Origin of the sequence: Stenotrophomonas sp. CASM114, assembly GCF_049384325.1 — a bacterium.
Taxonomy (GTDB): domain Bacteria; phylum Pseudomonadota; class Gammaproteobacteria; order Xanthomonadales; family Xanthomonadaceae; genus Stenotrophomonas; species Stenotrophomonas muris.
On the sequence record NZ_JBMRGJ010000004.1, the window covers coordinates 201035 to 219907 of the forward strand.

At 67.0% G+C, this 18873-nt stretch carries 18 protein-coding genes and 1 riboswitch; of the genes, 5 read left to right on the top strand and 13 right to left on the bottom strand.

Going from position 1 to position 18873, the window contains the following annotated elements:
* Nucleotides 1–95: 95 nt before the first annotated feature.
* The 9 genes from VG566_RS06935 to VG566_RS06975 all read right to left on the bottom strand — a co-directional run bounded on the left by VG566_RS06935 (nucleotide 96) and on the right by VG566_RS06975 (nucleotide 8225).
* On the bottom strand, nucleotides 96–1868 hold the full coding sequence (locus VG566_RS06935; RefSeq protein WP_241884673.1) for a DUF885 family protein: 1773 nt from the start codon (nucleotides 1866–1868) through the stop codon (nucleotides 96–98).
* Between the two features lie 213 nt (nucleotides 1869–2081).
* The gene (locus VG566_RS06940) at nucleotides 2082–2429 is read right to left on the bottom strand and encodes a lipid-A-disaccharide synthase N-terminal domain-containing protein (protein WP_014648879.1); all 348 of its coding nucleotides are present in this window, start codon (nucleotides 2427–2429) and stop codon (nucleotides 2082–2084) included.
* Nucleotides 2429–3151: a glycosyltransferase family 2 protein gene (locus VG566_RS06945; protein WP_005420380.1), complete on the bottom strand. Its 723-nt coding sequence runs from the start codon at nucleotides 3149–3151 to the stop codon at nucleotides 2429–2431. Before VG566_RS06945 ends, VG566_RS06940 begins: the two co-directional genes overlap by 1 nt.
* 90 nt (nucleotides 3152–3241) lie before the next feature.
* Nucleotides 3242–4207, bottom strand: coding sequence for an NAD-dependent epimerase/dehydratase family protein (locus VG566_RS06950; protein ID WP_014648881.1), 966 nt, complete (start codon nucleotides 4205–4207; stop codon nucleotides 3242–3244).
* A gap of 45 nt (nucleotides 4208–4252) precedes the next feature.
* Entirely contained in the window at nucleotides 4253–4987 is a 735-nt protein-coding gene (locus VG566_RS06955) for a suppressor of fused domain protein (RefSeq protein WP_241884674.1), read from the bottom strand.
* A gap of 127 nt (nucleotides 4988–5114) precedes the next feature.
* Entirely contained in the window at nucleotides 5115–6038 is a 924-nt protein-coding gene (locus VG566_RS06960) for a ParB/RepB/Spo0J family partition protein (protein ID WP_014648883.1), read from the bottom strand.
* Nucleotides 6038–6835: a ParA family protein gene (locus VG566_RS06965; protein ID WP_014648884.1), complete on the bottom strand. Its 798-nt coding sequence runs from the start codon at nucleotides 6833–6835 to the stop codon at nucleotides 6038–6040. The genes VG566_RS06960 and VG566_RS06965 overlap by 1 nt, the downstream gene beginning before the upstream one ends.
* Before the next feature lie 112 nt (nucleotides 6836–6947).
* The gene (gene rsmG / locus VG566_RS06970; RefSeq protein ID WP_032957829.1) at nucleotides 6948–7586 is read right to left on the bottom strand and encodes a 16S rRNA (guanine(527)-N(7))-methyltransferase RsmG; all 639 of its coding nucleotides are present in this window, start codon (nucleotides 7584–7586) and stop codon (nucleotides 6948–6950) included.
* 39 nt (nucleotides 7587–7625) lie between these two features.
* The gene (locus tag VG566_RS06975; RefSeq protein WP_046433275.1) at nucleotides 7626–8225 is read right to left on the bottom strand and encodes a 4'-phosphopantetheinyl transferase family protein; all 600 of its coding nucleotides are present in this window, start codon (nucleotides 8223–8225) and stop codon (nucleotides 7626–7628) included.
* Between the two features lie 84 nt (nucleotides 8226–8309).
* Between VG566_RS06975 and VG566_RS06980 the strand changes: the two genes are divergently transcribed.
* Nucleotides 8310–8561 (top strand): GlsB/YeaQ/YmgE family stress response membrane protein, encoded by a 252-nt coding sequence (locus VG566_RS06980; protein WP_005411656.1) that lies wholly within the window; start codon nucleotides 8310–8312, stop codon nucleotides 8559–8561.
* A gap of 72 nt (nucleotides 8562–8633) precedes the next feature.
* Here VG566_RS06980 and xth read toward each other — a convergent pair whose 3' ends face one another.
* The 4 genes from xth to VG566_RS07000 form a co-directional block, all read right to left on the bottom strand.
* Nucleotides 8634–9401, bottom strand: coding sequence for an exodeoxyribonuclease III (xth, locus tag VG566_RS06985; protein WP_053494539.1), 768 nt, complete (start codon nucleotides 9399–9401; stop codon nucleotides 8634–8636).
* Between the two features lie 161 nt (nucleotides 9402–9562).
* Nucleotides 9563–10972, bottom strand: a complete 1410-nt coding sequence (locus tag VG566_RS06990; protein ID WP_241884675.1) for a coniferyl aldehyde dehydrogenase — start codon at nucleotides 10970–10972, stop codon at nucleotides 9563–9565.
* A 198-nt stretch (nucleotides 10973–11170) separates the two neighbouring features.
* On the bottom strand, nucleotides 11171–12835 hold the full coding sequence (locus tag VG566_RS06995; protein ID WP_014648890.1) for an MFS transporter: 1665 nt from the start codon (nucleotides 12833–12835) through the stop codon (nucleotides 11171–11173).
* A gap of 127 nt (nucleotides 12836–12962) precedes the next feature.
* Complete coding sequence (locus tag VG566_RS07000) at nucleotides 12963–14390, bottom strand: DcaP family trimeric outer membrane transporter (RefSeq protein ID WP_032957835.1); 1428 nt, start codon at nucleotides 14388–14390, stop codon at nucleotides 12963–12965.
* 245 nt (nucleotides 14391–14635) lie between these two features.
* On the opposite strand from VG566_RS07000, the gene acs reads away from it, so the two are divergent.
* From acs to VG566_RS07020, 4 genes are all read left to right on the top strand, one after another.
* On the top strand, nucleotides 14636–16579 hold the full coding sequence (gene acs, locus VG566_RS07005; protein ID WP_069117630.1) for an acetate--CoA ligase: 1944 nt from the start codon (nucleotides 14636–14638) through the stop codon (nucleotides 16577–16579).
* A 110-nt stretch (nucleotides 16580–16689) separates the two neighbouring features.
* The gene (locus VG566_RS07010; protein ID WP_006477308.1) at nucleotides 16690–17355 is read left to right on the top strand and encodes a response regulator transcription factor; all 666 of its coding nucleotides are present in this window, start codon (nucleotides 16690–16692) and stop codon (nucleotides 17353–17355) included.
* 171 nt (nucleotides 17356–17526) lie between these two features.
* A complete protein-coding gene (locus VG566_RS07015; protein WP_197561334.1) occupies nucleotides 17527–17919 on the top strand; it encodes a hypothetical protein in 393 nt (130 codons plus the stop codon).
* Nucleotides 17920–18098: 179 nt separating this feature from the next.
* Nucleotides 18099–18188: riboswitch (yybP-ykoY riboswitch) on the top strand.
* Between the two features lie 88 nt (nucleotides 18189–18276).
* Nucleotides 18277–18852 (top strand): manganese efflux pump MntP family protein, encoded by a 576-nt coding sequence (locus VG566_RS07020; protein ID WP_053494536.1) that lies wholly within the window; start codon nucleotides 18277–18279, stop codon nucleotides 18850–18852.
* The last annotated feature ends 21 nt before the right edge of the window (nucleotides 18853–18873 follow it).

The window sequence follows — 18873 nt, forward strand, 5'->3', positions numbered from 1 at the left end:
GGCGAGAGGGGGTCGGAGCCCTTTCCACAGGAAAGGGATCCGACCCCGTGACCGGGTCGGGTTGCCGGCCAGCGGCCGGCACTACCCTCGCACGGTCAGGCCTTCTTGCGCTCGGCGATGTAGGCCTGGATCTGCTGTTCCAACACCGGCAGCGGCACCGAGCCCTGCTTGAGCAGGGTGTCGTGGAAGCCCTTGATGTCGAACTTGTCGCCCAGCTCCTTCTCGGCCTGCGCACGCAGGCGCACGATGGCGATCTCGCCCAGCTTGTAGCTCAGCGCCTGGCCAGGCCAGGAGATGTAGCGGTCCACCTCGGTGGTCACTTCATGCTCGCTCAGCGCGGTGTGGTCACGCAGGTAGGCCAACGCCTGCTCGCGGGTCCAGCCCTTGCTGTGCACGCCGGTGTCGATCACCAGGCGCGCGGCACGCCACATCTCGTAGGTCAGGCGGCCGAAATCCTCGTACGGGGTTTCGTAGATGCCCATCTCCACGCCCAGTTTCTCGCAGTACAGCGCCCAGCCTTCGCCATAGGCGGAGATGTAGGCGTTGCGGCGGAACTCCGGCAGGTTCTTCTGCTCGGCGGCGATCGCGCCCTGCAGCGAGTGGCCCGGATCGGATTCATGCAGGGTCAGCGCCGGCAGGTTGTACAGCGGGCGCGACGGCAGGTTGTAGGTGTTGAGCCAGTAGGTGCCCATGCCACCGCGGCCGGCCGTCCAGAACGGTGCGATGTCCGGCGGCACCGGCACGATGGTGAAGCGCGCGCGCGGCAACGTCATGTACTTGCCCAGCTGGCCGTCCGCCCGCTTGGAGATCCACGCGGCACGCGACAGCAGCTCTTCCGGTGTCTTTGCATAGAACTGCGGATCGGTACGCAGGAAGGTCAGGAACTCGGCGAAGCTGCCCTTGAACTTCACCTGCTTGATGATGTCGTTCATTTCCTTCTGGATGCGCTCGACCTCGCCCAGGCCGATGCGGTGGATCTCGTCCGGCGACAGGTCCAGCGTGGTGTATTCGTGGATCTGCTGCCGGTAGTACGCCTTGCCATCGGGCATCGCTTCTGCGGCCAGGGTGGTGCGCGCCTGTGGCACGTACTCGTTGACGAAGAAGGTGCGCAGCTGCTGGAACGCCGGCACCACCTTGCCGCTGATCGCCGCGCGCGCCTGCGCCTGCAGCCTGGCCTGCTCGGCGGTCGGGATGGTGGTGGGCAGCTTCTTGAACGGCGCGTACAGCGGCGATTCGGTCGGGTCCTTCAGCTCGGCGACGGTGGCGATGGACACTTCGCGGCCATCGAGCACCGCGCGCGGCACGCTGAAACCACGCTTCAGGCCGGCGCGCATGTTCTCGGTCTGCTGGCCGAAGTAGCGCGGTACATCATTCAGGCGTGCGATGTAGTTCTGGTAGTCCTGCACGGTCTTCATCTCGCGCCGGGCCATGAAGGACAGGTTGGACCAGAACGAGGAATCGGCGTTGAACGGCATCTCGTAGCCGCGCAGGCGCGTCTCTTCGGCCAGGTTGAACACCTGGTCGTGGTAGATCGCGTAGTTGACCTGGTTGTCGGCCGACAGGGTCTTCGGGTCGATCTTCTTCAGCGCGGCGAGGGTCTCGTCCCACACCTTCAGGCGCGCCTGCTGCGCGGCCGGGCCGACGTCGGGCATGCGGGTGGCGTTGGCCGGGGCGTCCTCGTCCTCGCTGGCCTCGCCACCGCCCTGCTGGCGCCACTTCCATTCCTTCTCGTACAGCGCGCGGAAGGCGGCGTCGGCGGGCGATTCAGTGGCCGCGCCGGACGGTGCGGCGGTGGCGGGCGGCGCGGCCAGGGCCACGGCGGGGGCGGACAGGGCGATCAGCAGGGCAACGGCAAGACGGGTTTTCACGAGCACAGGTTCCCGGGAAGGCAGACCCCGATCATGGCACCGCCCATCGCCCGTGGCATGGGACGAAGGTCCTGCCTGCGCAGCAGACCGGGGCCCCGGTAGCCAGGTACGCAGTAGACCCACGTCATGCGTGGATGCGCCGCGGATCCGGACGGGGTGATCCGGACGGGGTCAGAGCCCTTTCCCATGGAAAGGGATCCGACCCCCGGGGCCTCAGTGGCTGGCCTTGTCGCGCTTCCAGCCGCGGTGCTTGATGTCCAGGTGCAGGCTGTACAGCGCGGTGAACGCCGGGAACAGGTTCTGCAGCACGCCCACCGAGTCCTGCTTGGCCGAGAACAGGAAGTAGCTCAGCGTCATCAGGCTGCCGAGCACGCTCATGTACCAGAACAGGCGCGGGATCACCGGCTTGCCGGCGCGCTTGGACGCGACGAACTGGACCAGCCAGCGGCCGCCGAACATCAGCGCGCCGGTATAGCCGATCAGCTTCCAGCCGGTCACGTGCAGGCCGGTCCAGTACAGCCAGGTCAGCGGCTGGTCGAGCCAATGCAGCTCCAGATCCATCAGCGCTCCTCCACCGCGGTGCGCTTGCTGCGGGTGATCAGCCAGGCCACGCCACGCAGGTCGCGGATGCCGACCAGCGCGCGGCCGAGGTTGTTGTACTTGGACACGCCAGCGGTACGGTGGCGGTGGTTGACCGGCACGCTGGTGGTCTTCCAGCCGGCGCGCTGCATCAGCGCCGGCAGGTAGCGGTGCATGTGGTCGAAGTACGGCAGGTCGAGGAACGCGCTGCGTTCGAACAGCTTGATGCCGCAGCCGGTATCGGGCGTATCGTCGCGCAGCATGCGTGCACGGATGGCGTTGGCCCATTTGCTGGCCCAGCGCTTGCTGCCGCTGTCCTGGCGGTTGACGCGCCAGCCGGCGAACAGCTTCACCTGCGCCTCGGCGGCGTCGCGTGCGGCGAGCAGCTTGGGGATATCGGCCGGATCGTTCTGGCCATCGCCATCCAGGGTCGCGATCCACGGCGCGCGGGCGTGCTTGACGCCGGTGCGCACCGCGGTGCTCTGCCCGCTCTGGTTCACATGGTGCAGCACGCGCAGTTCCGGGGTGGTCGCCTTCAGTCCCTGCAGCACCGCCAGGGTGTCATCGCGCGAGTGATCGTCGATGTAGACGATTTCGAACGGCAGCCGGCCACGCAGCGCGGCGGTGATTTCGGCGACCAGCGGGGCGACATTGTCGCGCTCGTTGAATACCGGGACGACAACGGAAAGCTCGGGTTGGCTCATAAGGCACTCGGCCAAAGGGGGGACAAAGACCGCGCATTCTCCGCTGCCGAGGTTATCCGAAGATGAACCCCGCGGCGTGAGGATCCATCCTCAGGCGCGATCGCCAAAATACTCGCGGCACCACTGCACCACAGGCGGCAGGCCTTCTTCGATCGGGGTCACCGCATCGAAGCCGAAAGCGTCATGTGCGCGCCGGGTATCGGCCATCGTGCGCACCATGTCGCCGGGCTGCATGGGCTTGTACACCTTCTGCGCGGGGCGGCCGGCGGCCTGCTCGATCACGCTGATGAAGCGCTCCAGCTCGACCGGCGTATGGTTGCCGAGGTTGAACACCCGGTGCGGCACCGGGCCGTCGGCCGGATGCGCGAGGGCGCCGAGGATACCGGACACAATGTCGGAGACATGTGTGAAATCGCGCTGCATGCGGCCTTCGTTGAACACGTCGATCGGCCGCCCGGCCAGCACCGCGCGGGAGAACAGCAACGGTGCCATGTCCGGCCGGCCCCACGGGCCATACACGGTGAAGAAGCGCAGGCCGGTGGCATGCAGGCCGTACAGCTGCGCGTAGGTGTAGGCCATCAGCTCATTGGCCGCCTTGGTCGCCGCGTACAGCGAACGCGGCTGGTCCACGCGCTGGTCCTCGGAGAACGGCGGCGTGGCCGAATCGCCGTAGACCGAGCTGCTGGAGGCATACACCAGGTGCTGCACGCCGCGGTGGCGGCACAGTTCGAGCATGTTGACGAAGCCGACCAGGTTGCTGTCGACGTAGGCGTGCGGGTTTTCCAGCGAATAGCGCACGCCGGCCTGGGCGGCCAGATGGATCACCGCCGTCGGCTGCACTTCATCGAACAGCGCAGCCAGGCCCTCGCGGTCGGTCAGGTCCAGCGCGCGCAGGTCCAGCGACGGGCACAGCGCGGCCACGCGGTCGCGCTTGATCTGCGGGTCGTAGTAATCGTTGAAGTTGTCCAGGCCGACCACGGCCTGGCCGGCCTCCAGCAGTGCGCGGGCGGTGTAGGCACCGATGAAGCCGGCAGCGCCGGTGAGCAGGATGGTCATGGCAGGGGCCTGGAAACGAAGTTCAGGCCCCTGATGTTACCGGTCTCAGAACAAACCGAAACGCTTCTTCGCCACGTTGGTGCGGCCGGGTTCGATTACATCCTGGATCCTCTTCGCGTCGAAGCGGTCGAGCAGCGCCTCGGCGCCCTTCCTCAGCTTCAGGTCCATCTCTTCGGGGTACAGCGGGACCAGGCTCATGAAGCTGATGGTCTTGCCGTCGTCCAGTTCCAGCGTGGCAAAGTCCTCCGGGGTGGTTACCGGCGTCAGCACGATGGCGCCGTCGAAGCGCACGCCCGGCGCATAGGGCTCGCTGGGATGGCCGTTGGGAATGGTGTGGCCGAAGCCCAGCCAGGTGTCGTACTCGTGCGGCAACCGCGCCATGCCCTTCAGCAGGCGCACCGGCCAGTAATTGCGCTCGTCCTCGAAGGCGTCCTGGGAGATGGGCCAGTCCGCCGGCAGGGTCACCATCAGTTCCATGTAGCGCGGCACGTCCGGGTCCACCTCGGCGGGCACGGTCATCGGCAGGTCGCTCATGCCGGAGGTGACCAGGCGCAGGTAAGGGCAGTGGTCATTGGCCGGCACCACGTGCACGTCGATGTGCACCAGGTCGGAGATGATCTCGTGGAAGACACCGGACACCGGGCCCAGATGGCGTTCGAGGTGGGCGCTGATCGCCTCGATGTGGCGTTCTTCGCCAGTGGCGAGCACGAAGTCCTTTTCGCGGCGATGTACCAGTATCTGGGTGCCGTCCGGGCTGACGTCCTCGTATTCGTTGCTCATATCCTGCTCCCTGGATGAGGCCACGGACCGGAAGGCAGTGCATTCCCACGGCGCGCGCGGCGGTACGTTCCCTGTCATTGGCGGGACACGGCAGGAACGGGCCGCGCCCCCTGTCACTGCGCCGGGCTCAGCCCTGGCGCGTGCGCAGCTTTTCCAGCACGCCGTCCAGGGTATCCAGGTCGGTGTAGTGGATGATCAGCTTGCCCTTGCCACCGCGGCCATGATTGATCGCCACCTTGGCGCCCAATGCTTCGGACAGTTCGGTTTCCAGCGAGGCGATGTCGGCCTGCTGCACCTTCGGCGTGGCCGCCGGGCGGTTGCTCGGCACCTTGCCGGCGGCGAAGGCCTGCGCACGGCGCTCGACCTCGCGCACCGACCAGCCTTCATCGGCTGCTTCCTGGGCCAGCTTGCCGGCCAGCTCGGGAGCCAGGGTCAGCAGCGCGCGGGCGTGGCCCATTTCCAGGCGGCGGGTTTCCAGCAGCAGGCGGATCGCCACCGGCAGCTCCAGCAGGCGCAGCAGGTTGGACACCGCCGCGCGCGAGCGGCCGACGGCCTCGGCGGCCTCGGCATGGGTCAGGGTGAACTCGCTGATCAGGCGCTGCAGCGCCTCGGCTTCTTCCAGCGGATTGAGGTCTTCGCGCTGGATGTTCTCGATCAGCGCCATCGCGATGACGGTGCGGTCTTCCAGCTCGCGCACCACCACCGGCACTTCGTCCAGGCCGGCCAGCTGCGATGCGCGCCAACGGCGTTCACCGGCGACGATTTCGTAGTTGCCTGCCGGCAGCTGGCGCACCAGGATCGGCTGGATCACGCCCTGCGACTTGATCGAGTCGGCCAGCTCGGACAGCTTGCCCTCGTCCATCTCGCGGCGCGGCTGGTACTTGCCCGGCTGCAGCTGGCCGACCGGCAACTTGCGCAGCACTTCACCCGGCAGCGGCTCGATCACCGCGGTGGTGGCCTGCACCTGGCTGACCGCGCCTTTCGGGCCCAACAGCGCATCCAGGCCACGGCCGAGGCCTCGCTTCTTGGCTGCCGGCTTGCTGCTGGTCATCAGACGATCTCCACGGCCTTGCCGGCCTTGTTGCGTTCGTTGTTGCGGCGGATGATCTCGCCGGCCAGGCCCAGGTAGGCCACGCCACCGCGCGAGGCGCGGTCGTAGCCGACGATGCTCTGGCCATGGCTGGGTGCCTCGGCCAGGCGCACGTTGCGCGGCACGATGGTGCGGAACACGCGGTCGCCGAAGTGCTCGGTGAGCTCGGCCGACACTGCGTTGGCCAGGTTGTTGCGCACGTCGAACATGGTGCGCAGCACGCCTTCGATCTCCAGCGCCGGGTTCAGGCTGGTGCGCAACGCTTCGATGGTTTCCACCAGCGCGCTCAGGCCTTCCAGCGCGTAGTACTCGCACTGCATCGGCACGATCACCGAGTCGGCGGCGGCCAGCGCGTTGAGCGTCAGCAGCGACAGCGCCGGCGGGCAGTCGATCAGGATGTAGTCGTACTCGTCGCGGATCGGCGCCAGCGCGCGCTTCAGGCGCTGCTCGCGCTCGCTCTGGCCCATCAGCTGGATCTCGGCGGCGGTCAGGTCGATATTGCCGGGCAGCAGGTCGTAACCCTCGGCAGTCTGCACGCGTACATCGGCAGCGCTGTTCTCGCCGAGCAGCAGGTCACAGGTGGAGGCGGCCAGCTCGCGTTTGTCCACGCCACTGCCCATGGTCGCGTTGCCCTGCGAATCCAGGTCGACCAACAGCACGCGCTTGGGTGCGTTGGCCAGGGAAGCGGCCAGGTTGACGGCGGTCGTGGTCTTGCCGACGCCACCCTTCTGGTTGGCGATGGCGATGATGCGGGCCATGCGGGTGTGCCTCGTCGACGTGTGCTGGGACCGGTCATTATGCGTACAACCGGCCCCTTGCGGAAATCGTGGATCGCCAACCCGTTGTTCCACAAGGGGCTGGCGGCGGGAATCAGGGGCCTGTAACAGTGACCAGGTGGCGTTCGCCGGCTAGGCCGGGCACGCTCAACGGGGTCACCTCACGCACCTGCCAGCCCGCCGGCAGGTCCGCGATCTCCTCATGCGGGTGGACGCCCTTCATGGCCAGCAACACGCCGCCGGGGCGCAGCAGGTGGCCACCGACGCGGACGATGCCGGCCAGGGTGTCCATCGCGCGCGCGGTCAACTGGTCGTAGCGGCCGGCCTCGTCCAGCGCCTCGGCGCGCGACTCGGCCACGCGGGCGTTGCCCAGGCCGAGCTGGCGCACGGCTTCGCGCATGAAGCGCGCCTTCTTGCCGTTGCTCTCGACCAGGGTGACCTGCAGGCCCGGGCAGGCGATCGCCAGCGGGATGCCGGGCAGCCCGGGGCCGGTGCCAAGGTCGGCCAGGCTGCCGTCGGCCACGAACGGCTGCATCGCCAGCGAGTCGAGCAGGTGGCGGGTGACCATCTCCTGCGGGTCGCGGATGGCGGTGAGGTTGTAGGTGCCGTTCCAGCGGTGCAGCAGGGCCAGGTAGCGCAGCAACGGCGGCGCCAGCGCGGCGTCCAGGCCCATGCTGGCCAGGCCCTGTTCCAGCGTGGCAGACACGCTGGCGGGAAGTGGGTGTTCGCTCATGCCGGCATTATCGCCGGTTTTGCGCGCCGATTCCCCGCTTCAGTGTGGATACCAGGCCAATGCGGCGCGGAACTGGCCGCTGGCCTGCCACTCGTGCAGGTGCCAGCGCGCGGCCTCGCCCAGTTCCGGGTCGCACCAGCGCAGGTGCAGGGCGCCATCGGGCCCGGGCGCCAGCTGCAGGCGGTGCAGGCCGAACGAGATGCCCTGCCCATGCGCCTTGAGGATGGCCTCCTTGACGCACCACACGCGGAAGAACCAGTGCTCGCGCCCGGCCTCATCCAGGCGTTCCAGCCAGGCCACCTCCTGCGGGTGGAAGAAGCGCCGCACGATCTCCAGCAGGCGCGGTCGCGGCCGCAGCAGCTCCAGGTCCACGCCCAGCCGCACGCCTTCGCCCAGCGCCACCAGCAGCACCTCGCCGCTGTGGCTCCAACCGGTGCCGTAGTGGGCCAACGGGCCGCTCAGTTCCGGCCGGCCCTTGTCATCGCGGACCAGCGGCAGCGTCTGCGGGTCGGCGCCCAATGCCTGCGCCAGCACCTGCCGCGCCTGCGGTTCACCACGCTGGCCCGGCACATGCGGGCGCCGCCAGACCGTCACCGGACCGAAGCGCCACGGGCCATCGAGGGTGGCTGGCAGGCTCATCCGCACACGCCCATCACGCAATTCCACGACGGGTTCACAGCCCTGCGCGTCAACTGGTCACAGTTCCCCACCGGAGGTTCGATCATGGGCATCATCATCTGGCTGATCGTCGGCGGCATCGTAGGCTGGCTGGCCAGCATCATCATGAAGCGCGATGCCCAGCAGGGCATCATCCTCAACATCGTGGTCGGCATCGTCGGCGCGCTGATTTCCGGCTGGCTGTTCGGCGGCGGCATCAACGAAGCGATCACCATCCGCACCTTCCTGTTCTCGCTGATCGGTGCGGTGATCCTGCTGGCGATCGTCAACCTGTTCACCCGCAAGAGCATACGGTGATCTGAGGGTAGTGCCGGCCACTGGCCGGCAGATGTTCCAGAACGGGCCCGGCAATCGTCGGGCCCCGTTCGTTCAACCGATCTGCACCCAGGCCGGCGCATGGTCACTCGGGCGTTCCCAGGTGCGCGGCTCGCGGTCGATGCCCGAGGCCACCGCACTGCCCTTCAGCGCCTCTGAGACCAGGGTCAGGTCGATGCGCAGGCCTAGGTTGCGGCGGAAGCCGGCGGCACGGTAGTCCCACCAGCTGAAGGTACCCGCCTCGTCGTTGTGCAGGCGGAAGCCATCGTGCAGGCCCAGCTGCAGCAGCTTGTTCAATGCGCCGCGCTCGGCGGTGGAGGTCAGGATGTGGTTGTCGTTCCACACCGCCGGGTCGTGCACGTCGCGCGCGTCCGGGGCGATGTTGAAGTCGCCCATCACGATCAGCTTCGGGTGGCGCTGCAGCTCTTCGGCGATCCAGGCATGCACCGCTTCCAGCCAGCGCAGCTTGTAGTCGTACTTGTCGGTACCGATGTCCTGGCCGTTGACCACGTACAGGTTGATCACCCGCAGGTCGCCGAAGGTGCCGGCGATGACGCGCTTCTGCTCGTCCTCGAAACCGGGAATGCCGATCTGCACGTCCTGCGCCGGCTCACGCGACAGCAGCGCCACGCCGTTGTAGGTCTTCTGGCCGGCGAACACGCTGCGGTAGCCCGCGGCGATCAGCGCCGAATCGGGGAACTTGTGGTCCTCCAGCTTGGTTTCCTGGATGCCGACGATGTCCGGGCCGAACTCCCTGAGCCACTGCTCCAGGTGCGGCAGGCGGACATTGAGCGAATTGACGTTCCACGAGGCGATTTTCATGGGGGCATTCTACCCGGGCCAGCTTTGGTAGACGCCAACCTTGGTTGGCGCACGGCCCCCGCGTGCCAACCAAGGTTGGCACCCACCGGTAGTGCCGGCCGCTGGCCGGCAACCCCATGAACCGTCGGCAAGACCCTGCAGTTGCCGGCCAGCGGCCGGCACTACCGAAGCAGCAGCTTCAACAACCCCGCAATCTTCGAATACGGCGGCCGCAGCCGGTCGCTGGCCGCCCAGCGCGACTGCCACAGCACCGGCAGCCGCTTGCTCATCGCATCGAACCCGGCGCGGCCGTGGTACGCGCCCATGCCGCTGGCCCCTACACCGCCAAACGGCAGGCCATCGGCGGCGAAGTGCAGCAGCGTGTCATTCACCGTCACCCCGCCGGCCACCACCTGGCCAAGGATGCGCTCCACCGTCGCCGTGTCGTGGCTGAAGGGATACAGCGCCAGCGGCCGGTCGCGGGACAGCACGTCGCCCAGCGCGGCGTCCAGATCCGGGTAGGCCCGCACCGGCAGGATCGGCCCGAAGATCTCCTCTCGCATCAGGTCCAGGTCGTCCGGCGGGTCCAGCACCACGGTCGGCACCAGCAGGCGCTCGCGGTCGGCGCGCGCGTCATCCACCTGCGCCAGCGGAATCACCGGCACCCCGCGCTGCCGCGCCTGTGCCAGGTAGCCCTGCAGGCGCCGGTACTGGCCTTCATTGATGATGCGGGTGTAGTCGTCGGCATCGCTGAAGTCGCCATAGCGCTCGCGCACCTGCTGCTGCAGCGCCTGTACGAATTCGCGCTGGCGAACGGTATCGATCAGCACGTAATCCGGCGCGATGCAGGTCTGGCCCGCGCTGAACCACTTGCCGGTGGCCAGCCGCGCAGCGGCTTTGTCCAGCGGGAAATCGCGACAGACAATCGCCGGCGACTTGCCGCCCAGCTCCAGTGTGACCGGTACCAGATGCTCAGCGGCGGCGGCCATCACCTTGCGGCCAACCGCCGTCGAGCCGGTGAACAGCAGATGGTCCAGCGGCAGCGACGACACCGCTGCGGCCACATCCGCCCCGCCCTGCACCACCGCCACCCGATCAGGCGGGAACACGCTGGCCAGCAGGTCGGCGAGGAACGCGCTGGTGCGCGGCGTGTGTTCGGAGGGCTTGAGCAGCACGTGGTTGCCGGCGGCAATCGCAGTGGCCAACGGCACGAGTGCCAGGGTGACCGGGTAGTTCCAGGGCGAGATCACCCCCACCACGCCCAGCGGCGTCGGCCGCAGCTGCGCGCGTGCCGGCCACAGCTTCCAGCCGGCCGATACGCGCTGCGGCTTCGACCAGCGCCGCAGGTGGCGGCGCAGGTGGTCGATGGCCGACAGCACGCTCATGCCATCGGCCAGCTTCGATTCAACGTGGGCGCGGTGGCCGAAGTCCTCGGCGATGGCCTGGGCCATCTCGTCCAGGCGCGGCTTCAACGCCTCGCGCAGGCGGCGCAGGTCGGCTTCGCGCTGGTCGAGCGAGGGGCGCTGGGCCTGCCAGGTGCTGCGCAGGGTGTGCAGGAGGGCGGGGAGGTCTGCTGGCGTGGTGGTGGTCATGGGCCGACTATACGGGGTGCTGCGCAACGCAATGGTAGTGCCGGCCGCTGGCCGGCAAGGGCTTCATGTCCGCGGCGATTCAGGAGGTTGCCGGCCAGCGGCCGGCACTACCGGATGCGGGCCGAGTGGGCACGGCCCACAAGCAGAAAGGCCGCGGTCTGCACCGCGGCCTTTCCTTCACTGCATGGAACCCACCGGTTACTTGGTGATATCCACGTTCTTGGTTTCGCGCAGGAACAGGCCGCCGATCACCACCGACATCAGTGCGATCGCGATCGGGTACCACAGGCCGTAGTACAGGTTGCCGGTACCGGCCACCAGCGCGAACGAGATCGCCGGCAGGAAGCCACCGAACCAGCCGTTGCCGATGTGGTACGGCAGCGACATCGAGGTGTAGCGGATGCGGGTCGGGAACAGTTCGACCAGGTAGGCGGCGATCGGGCCATAGACCATGGTCACGTACAGCACCAGCAGCCACAGCATGAAGATGGTGCCGGCGATGTTGATGCGGGCGCCATCGGCCTTGGCCGGGTAGCCGGCGGTGGTCAGGGCGGTCTTCAGTTCCGCACCGAACGCATCGGCCTTGGCCTTGCCTTCTTCCTTGGTCAGGCCGGCGGCCTCATACGAGGTGACACTGGCGCTGCCCACGTTCACCATCGCCAGCGAACCGGCGGCGGCGGGCTGCACGTCGTAGGGCACGCCGGCCTTGGTCAGCGCGGCGGTGGCCACGTCGCAGGAGCTGGTGAACTTGCGCAGGCCAACCGGATCGAACTGGAACGAGCAGGTAGCCGGATCGGCCACGACCAGGGCCGGCGAGCTGCTGCGGGCTTCTTCGATGGCCGGGTTGGCGAAGTGGGTCAGGCCCTTGAAGATCGGGATGTAGGTGATGGCCGCCAGCAGGCAGCCGGCCAGGATGATCTTCTTGCGACCGATGCGGTCGGACAGCCAGCCGAAGAAGATGAAGAACGGCGTGCCCAGTGCCAGCGCAGCGGCGATCAGCAGGTAGGAGGTGGTGGCATCGACCTTCAGCATGCTGCTGAGGAAGAACAGCGCGTAGAACTGGCCGCCGTACCAGACCACCGCCTGGCCAGCCGCCGCACCGAGCAGGACCAGCAGCATCAGCTTCAGGTTGCCACCCTTCAGGCTGTCGCGGAACGGGGTTTTGGAACCCTTGCCTTCAGCCTTCATCTGCTGGAACAGCGGCGATTCGCTCAGCTGCAGGCGGATCCATACCGAAATGCCCAGCAGCAGGATCGAGACCAGGAACGGGATGCGCCAGCCCCAGGCTTCGAAGGCCTCGTTGCCCAGCGTCATGCGGCAGGCCAGGATGATCAGCAGCGACAGGAACAGGCCCAGCGTGGCGGTGCACTGGATGAAGCTGGTGTACAGGCCGCGCTTGTCGTCCGGTGCGTGCTCGGCCACATAGGTGGCGGCACCGCCGTACTCGCCCCCCATCGCCAGGCCCTGGGCCAGGCGCAGGATGATCAGGATCACCGGTGCGGCGAAACCGATCGAGGCGTAGTTGGGCAGCACGCCGACCAGGAAGGTCGAGATGCCCATGATCAGGATGGTGACCAGGAAGGTGTACTTGCGGCCGATGCGGTCGCCGAGGCTGCCGAAGAAGGCCGCGCCGAACGGACGCACGAAGAAGCCGGCAGCGAACGCCAGCAGGGCGAAGATCATGCCCGTGGTTTCATTGACGCCACTGAAGAACTGCTTGGCGATGATGGCCGCGAGCGAGCCGTACAGGAAGAAGTCATACCACTCGAAGACCGTGCCGAGGCTCGAGGCGAAGATGACTTTCTTGTGGCCCTTGGTCAGGGTGCCCGCCGCATGGTGCGGGCCTGGTGCAGTGCTGGACATAAGACGCTTCCCCTCCGAAGCAATCGTTGTGGGTGGGTGCCGACCGTTGGTCGGCACTCAATTCGGTAGATGCCGACCTTGGCCGGCACCCCATCTCGGTAGGTGCCGGCCGCTGGCCGGCACGCTCTTAGAAGCTGTACTTCGTGGTGAACTGCAATCGGGTGATGTCACCCTTGTTGCCGTTCTCCACTTCGCGACGGCCGTACATCAGTTCGGCGCCGATATCGACCTTGGGCAGCGGCGAATAGAAGATGTTGCCGCGGATGCTCTGCACGCTCTTGGTCACCAGCGGGCCGAGGATGCTGTCGTTGTCGTAGTCGCTGCGCGCATAGATCAGGTTGGTGCGCAGCTTCGGCGAGAACGCATGCCGCCAGCCCACGTAGCCGGCCAGCACGCCGGTCGGGTTGAGCTCGTCGCGGGCCACGTCGTAGGCGCTGTCGGCGGTGATGCCCAGGCCGATGTAGCGGGCGATGCCTTCGCCGCCGGTCAGCTGGTAGTGCAGCGAATCGCTGTCACCCATCACCCATTTGCCGCCCAGGGTCAGGCCGCCGGCCACCTTGTCGGCCTTCGCGCCGGTGGCCTGGTTGTCCACCTTCAACTGGCGGACGATGCCACCGACACCAAAGGTGCCCCAGTCGCCCTTCCAGCCATAACGCATGGTCAGGTCGGGCAGGCTGCCACGGTCGGAGTTGGCGCTGGCGTTGGTCCAGGCCCCGGTGACCGGGTTGCGGGTACCGGTGAGGGTGGTGGTTTCCGGGTTTTCCAGTGCGACGCTGAAGCCGCCCTGGGTGTAGCGCACCTGGGCCTGGCGCACGAAGATCACGCCGTCGGTGGGGCCGACGAAGTCGACCGCCTCCGGCAGCGCGGCCGCGTCCATGAAGTTGGACCAGGTCTGGCCGGCCATCCAGTTGTTCCAGTACATGTAGGCGTGGCGCAGGGTCACGCCATAGGTATTGGTGGCGGTCTGGTTGCCCAGCGAATTGCCGAAGAAGTCCATCTCGAAGAACGCACCGGCCTTGTTGCCCGATTCGCTCACGTTGTCGATGCCCAGGTTGAAGCGCGAGAACTTGGCGTGGGCGTTGAAGTCGGTGCCCGAACGCTTGCCGCTGCCGCCGGCGCCTTCCACCGGGGTCTGGCCCGGCAGGTACAGCGAACGGCCGGTGGCGTCGTCGGCCAGCTGGCCATCGCTGGTCTGGGTGGCCAGGAAGTCGGCCTTGATGAAGCCGCCGATCTTGACCGTGGTACCCGGCGCGGCGCCCGGGGTGATGGTGGTGACCTGGATCGGCTGCTTGCCCGCCGGCACCGAGGCGACCGGCTTCTGCCCGGCCTGCACCGTGCGCACTTCGGTCACCGCCTGCTGGGTCTGGCTGATCTGGGTCTGTTGTTGTTGCTGCGAAGACAGCAGCAGCTGGACCTGGCGTTCCAGTTCGGCAACGCGTGCTTCCAGTGCCTTCTCTTTGGCGGTCTCTGCGAACGCCATGCCCGGTGCGACCAGGGCGACCAACAGGCAGGCCGCCAAAGGTGTGCGCACGGCTTTCAACGTACGGTGGCTCATGTTGCCCTCTCTCCCAAGTGGCAAGGTGATGCCGCGCGTGGGGCACGGTCGAGCCGAGACTGCGGGGCGTTCGCGCACAGCGGCTATTGGCCATTGGTCGAACCCGGCCCTGCTGGGCGCTCACTTTCGACCATGGTCTAACCAGGGTGGTGACGCGGCCGGGGGTGAATGGGGCAAACTGAGGGGGATCGGTCGTTGCGATGCTGCGACCGCACATACAAAGTCAACGTGCAAGTGAGGGTGCCATGGCTGATATCTACCCCGTCGATCCGCAGTTCGCCGCCAAGGCACGCATCGACAAGACGTCGTACGAACAGCAGTACCAGGCGTCGGTGACCGACCCGGATGGTTTCTGGGGCAAGGCCGCCGAGCGCCTGCAATGGATGCGCAAGCCGACGAAGATCAAGAACGTCAGCTATGACCTGTCCGACTTCCACATCAAGTGGTTCGAAGATGGCGAGCTCAATGCCAGCGTGAACTGCCTGGATCGCCAGCTGGAAACGCGCGGCGACAAGACCGCCCTGCTGTTCGAGCCGGACGGCCCGGATGCACCGGCCCAGCACGTGACCTATCGCGAGCTGTACGAGCGCACCTGCCGCCTCGGCAACGCGCTGCGCAACCTCGGCGTCAAGAAGGGCGACCGGGTCACCATCTACCTGCCGATGATCGTCGACGCCGCGGTGGCCATGCTGGCCTGTGCGCGCATCGGTGCGATCCACTCGGTGGTGTTCGGTGGCTTCGCGCCGAATTCGATCGCCGACCGCGTCAGCGACTGCCAGAGCAAGCTGATCATCACCGCCGACGAGGGCCTGCGCGGTGGCCGCAGGATTCCGCTGAAGGCCAACGTTGATGCCGCGCTGAAGCTGCCGGGCACGAATACGGTTGAAACCGTGCTGGTGGTGCGCCACACCGGCGGCGCGGTGGACATGCAGGCCCCGCGCGACCGCTGGTTCCACGATGTGGTGGACAGCCAGCCGTCCACCTGCGAACCGGAACGCATGAACGCGGAAGATCCGCTGTTCATCCTCTACACCTCCGGTTCCACCGGCAAGCCGAAGGGTGTGCTGCATACCACCGGCGGTTACCTGCTGTACGCGGCCTACACCCATGAAGCGGTGTTCGACCTGCGCGAGGACGACGTCTACTGGTGCACCGCCGATGTCGGCTGGGTCACCGGCCACAGCTACATCGTGTACGGGCCGCTGGCCAACGGCGCGACCTCGCTGATGTTCGAAGGCGTGCCGAACTACCCGGACACCTCGCGTTTCTGGAACGTCATCGACAAGCACAAGGTGACCATCTTCTACACTGCCCCGACCGCCATCCGCGCGCTGATGCGCGAAGGCGAGGAGCCGGTGAAGAAGACCTCGCGCGCGTCGCTGCGCCTGCTCGGCAGCGTCGGCGAGCCGATCAATCCGGAAGCCTGGCGCTGGTACTACGAAGTGGTCGGCGACAGCCGCTGCCCGATCGTCGATACCTGGTGGCAGACCGAGACCGGCGGCATCCTGATCTCGCCGCTGGCCGGCGCGATGGACCTCAAGCCGGGGTCGGCCACCCTGCCCTTCTTCGGCGTGCAGCCGGCGCTGGTCAATGCCGATGGCGAGATCCAGGACGGCCCGACCGAAGGCAACCTGATCATCCGTGATTCCTGGCCGGGCCAGATGCGCACGGTGTACGGCGACCACCAGCGTTTCATCGATACGTATTTCCGCACCTACCCGGGCAGCTACTTCACCGGCGACGGTTGCCGCCGCGACGAGGACGGCTACTACTGGATCACCGGCCGCGTTGACGACGTGATCAATGTGTCGGGCCACCGCATCGGCACCGCCGAAGTGGAAAGCGCGCTGGTCTCGCACCCGAAGGTGGCCGAAGCGGCGGTCGTGGGCTTCCCGCATGACGTGAAGGGCCAGGGCATCTACGCCTACGTGACGCTGGTGGCCGAAGAGGCGCCGAGCGATGAGTTGCACAAGGAGCTGATCGCCTGGGTGCGCAAGGAAATCGGCCCGATCGCCACGCCCGACCACCTGCAGTGGGCGCCGGGCCTGCCGAAGACCCGCTCGGGCAAGATCATGCGCCGCATCCTGCGCAAGATCGCCGAGAACGCGCCGGACCAGCTCGGCGATACCTCGACCCTGGCCGACCCATCGGTGGTGGCCTCGCTGGTGGACGAGCGCAAGGTGCGCTGACGTACGACCCGGGGCCGAATCCCGGGGCCGGATCCCGTTCCGCCAGGAACGGGCTCTGCCCCCCGGAGGATCTGGCCCCATGCAGTTTCCCCCCACGGTTCCCCCCGACCATGACCACCCTCCTGATTGCCGATGACCACCCGCTGTTCCGCGAAGCCCTGCGTGGGGCCGTGCAGCGGGTCATCCCCGGCGTGCAGCTGTTCGAGGCCGACAGCGTGGAAGCGCTGTATGCACTGGCCGACCAGCACAACGACGCCGACCTGGTCCTGATGGACCTCAACATGCCCGGTGCGCAGGGTTTCAACGCGCTGGTGCACATGCGTTCGCTGCACCCGCACCTGCCGGTGGTGGTGGTGTCCGCACGCGAAGAAGCCACGGTGATGCGCCGCGCGCTCGACCACGGTGCGCTGGGCTTCATTCCGAAGTCTGCGGATTCGGACACCATCGGCCACGCACTGGGCACCATCCTCGATGGCGAGACCTGGGCGCCGCCGGAAGCGCACAACGTGCCGCCGACCGGCAGCGAAGAACGCGAAGTCGGCCAGCGCCTGCGTGAGCTGACCCCGCAGCAGTTCCGCGTGCTGCAGATGCTGGGCGCCGGGCGCTTGAACAAGCAGATCGCCTACGACCTCAACGTCTCCGAAGCGACGATCAAGGCCCACGTCACCGCCATCCTGCGCAAGCTGGGCGTGACCAACCGCACCCAGGCCGTGCTGATGGCCGGCAAGCTGGCCATCGACGACGACGCCATCGTGCTGCCGCCGGAAGAAGATTGAGGTAGTGCCGGCCGCTGGCCGGCAATCGCTTGGAACCGCGCCGCCGCTGTGCTCGCCGGGCATGGCCCGGCGCCACCTGGGCAACATCGCCGACTCGAACGACGCTTTCGGCCCTGTGGCTGAACCGGCTGTCGTTGCAAACTGCTGCTGCCATTCCACACACCGCCGACAATGAACAATCCGCTCGACACCACAGGGGCTCGGCTACAGCTCCAACCGGAAGAACGGGAGTCCATCCGCAGGTTGATTGCCTTCGTCCGCGAAGGCTGTCCAGACGGCGCTTGTCCTCCCGGTTTTCCTGCTGACCGGATCGACGACTTCAGGCGCGCAGCCCTCGAGTACTTCTCCGATCCGCCAGATCCCATCAATCATTTCCGGATTGATGTCCCCAGCGATGAGTACATCCGTGCTGAGGCCCAGGTCTACGAGCACCCATCGGGTATTCACGTGGAGTTGGATCTATTCGCTGATGGCGAGCGATGCGACTTGACCGCCACTTTCGATCTTGATCGTGAGAGTGCAGCGTTCAGCGGGCCCAGGCTGTACGACATGCACGTGATGTAGCCGGTTGTGGCAGGAGCCATGCCGGCCAGCGGCCGGCACTACCGCATCCCGGGTGGGTGCCAAGCTTGCTTGGCACGCCTTTGCTTCGCCCTGTTATAGCCATCGCTATACAAACCAGCCCTGCCTGCGCGTTTCGCTGGAAATGCGCCACGCGCGAGTCGCGATGCTAAGCTTCGCGTCCCCTTGGGGAGTAGCCGGATTCCTTCGCAGGAATCGTCCACGTCAACATACTCGGCCAGTGCGCCGTGGCGTGGACAACCATGATGGTTGGCGAGACCAGCGGCCCGCGCGCGCAACGTCAGGTTGGGCGCGAGCGCGAGCCGTGCGTCCGTCCTTGCCCGACCTCAGCAGCTGTCCATGTCCCCCATTTCGATCCTCCTGATCGGCTTTGCCATGTCCACCGATGCCTTCGCTGCGGCGATCGGCAAGGGTGCGGCCATGCGCAAGCCGGTGTTCCGCGATGCACTGCGTGCCGGCATCATCTTCGGCGTCATCGAGGCGATCACGCCCATCATCGGCTGGCTGCTCGGTCGCGCCGCCCTGCAGTACGTGGAAGCTTTCGACCACTGGATCGCGTTCGGCCTGCTCGGTGCGCTGGGCATCCACATGATCTACAACGGCCTGCGCCCGGATAGTGCCGAGGACGACGAGGACCCCTCGCATCACCACGGCTTCTGGAAGCTGGCGCTGACCGGTTTCGCCACCAGCATCGACGCGATGGCGGTGGGTATCGGCCTGGCCTTCATGGACGTCCATATCGGCGTGATGGCCGCGGTCATTGGCCTGTGCACGCTCTCCATGGTCACCGTCGGCATCATGCTCGGCCGTGTGCTGGGCAGCATGGTCGGCAAGCGTGCCGAGATCATCGGTGGCGTGATCCTGGTGATCATCGGCGCGATGATCCTGTACGAGCACCTGCACGGCGTGGGGTAACGCTTCCGCGATTACGTGGTT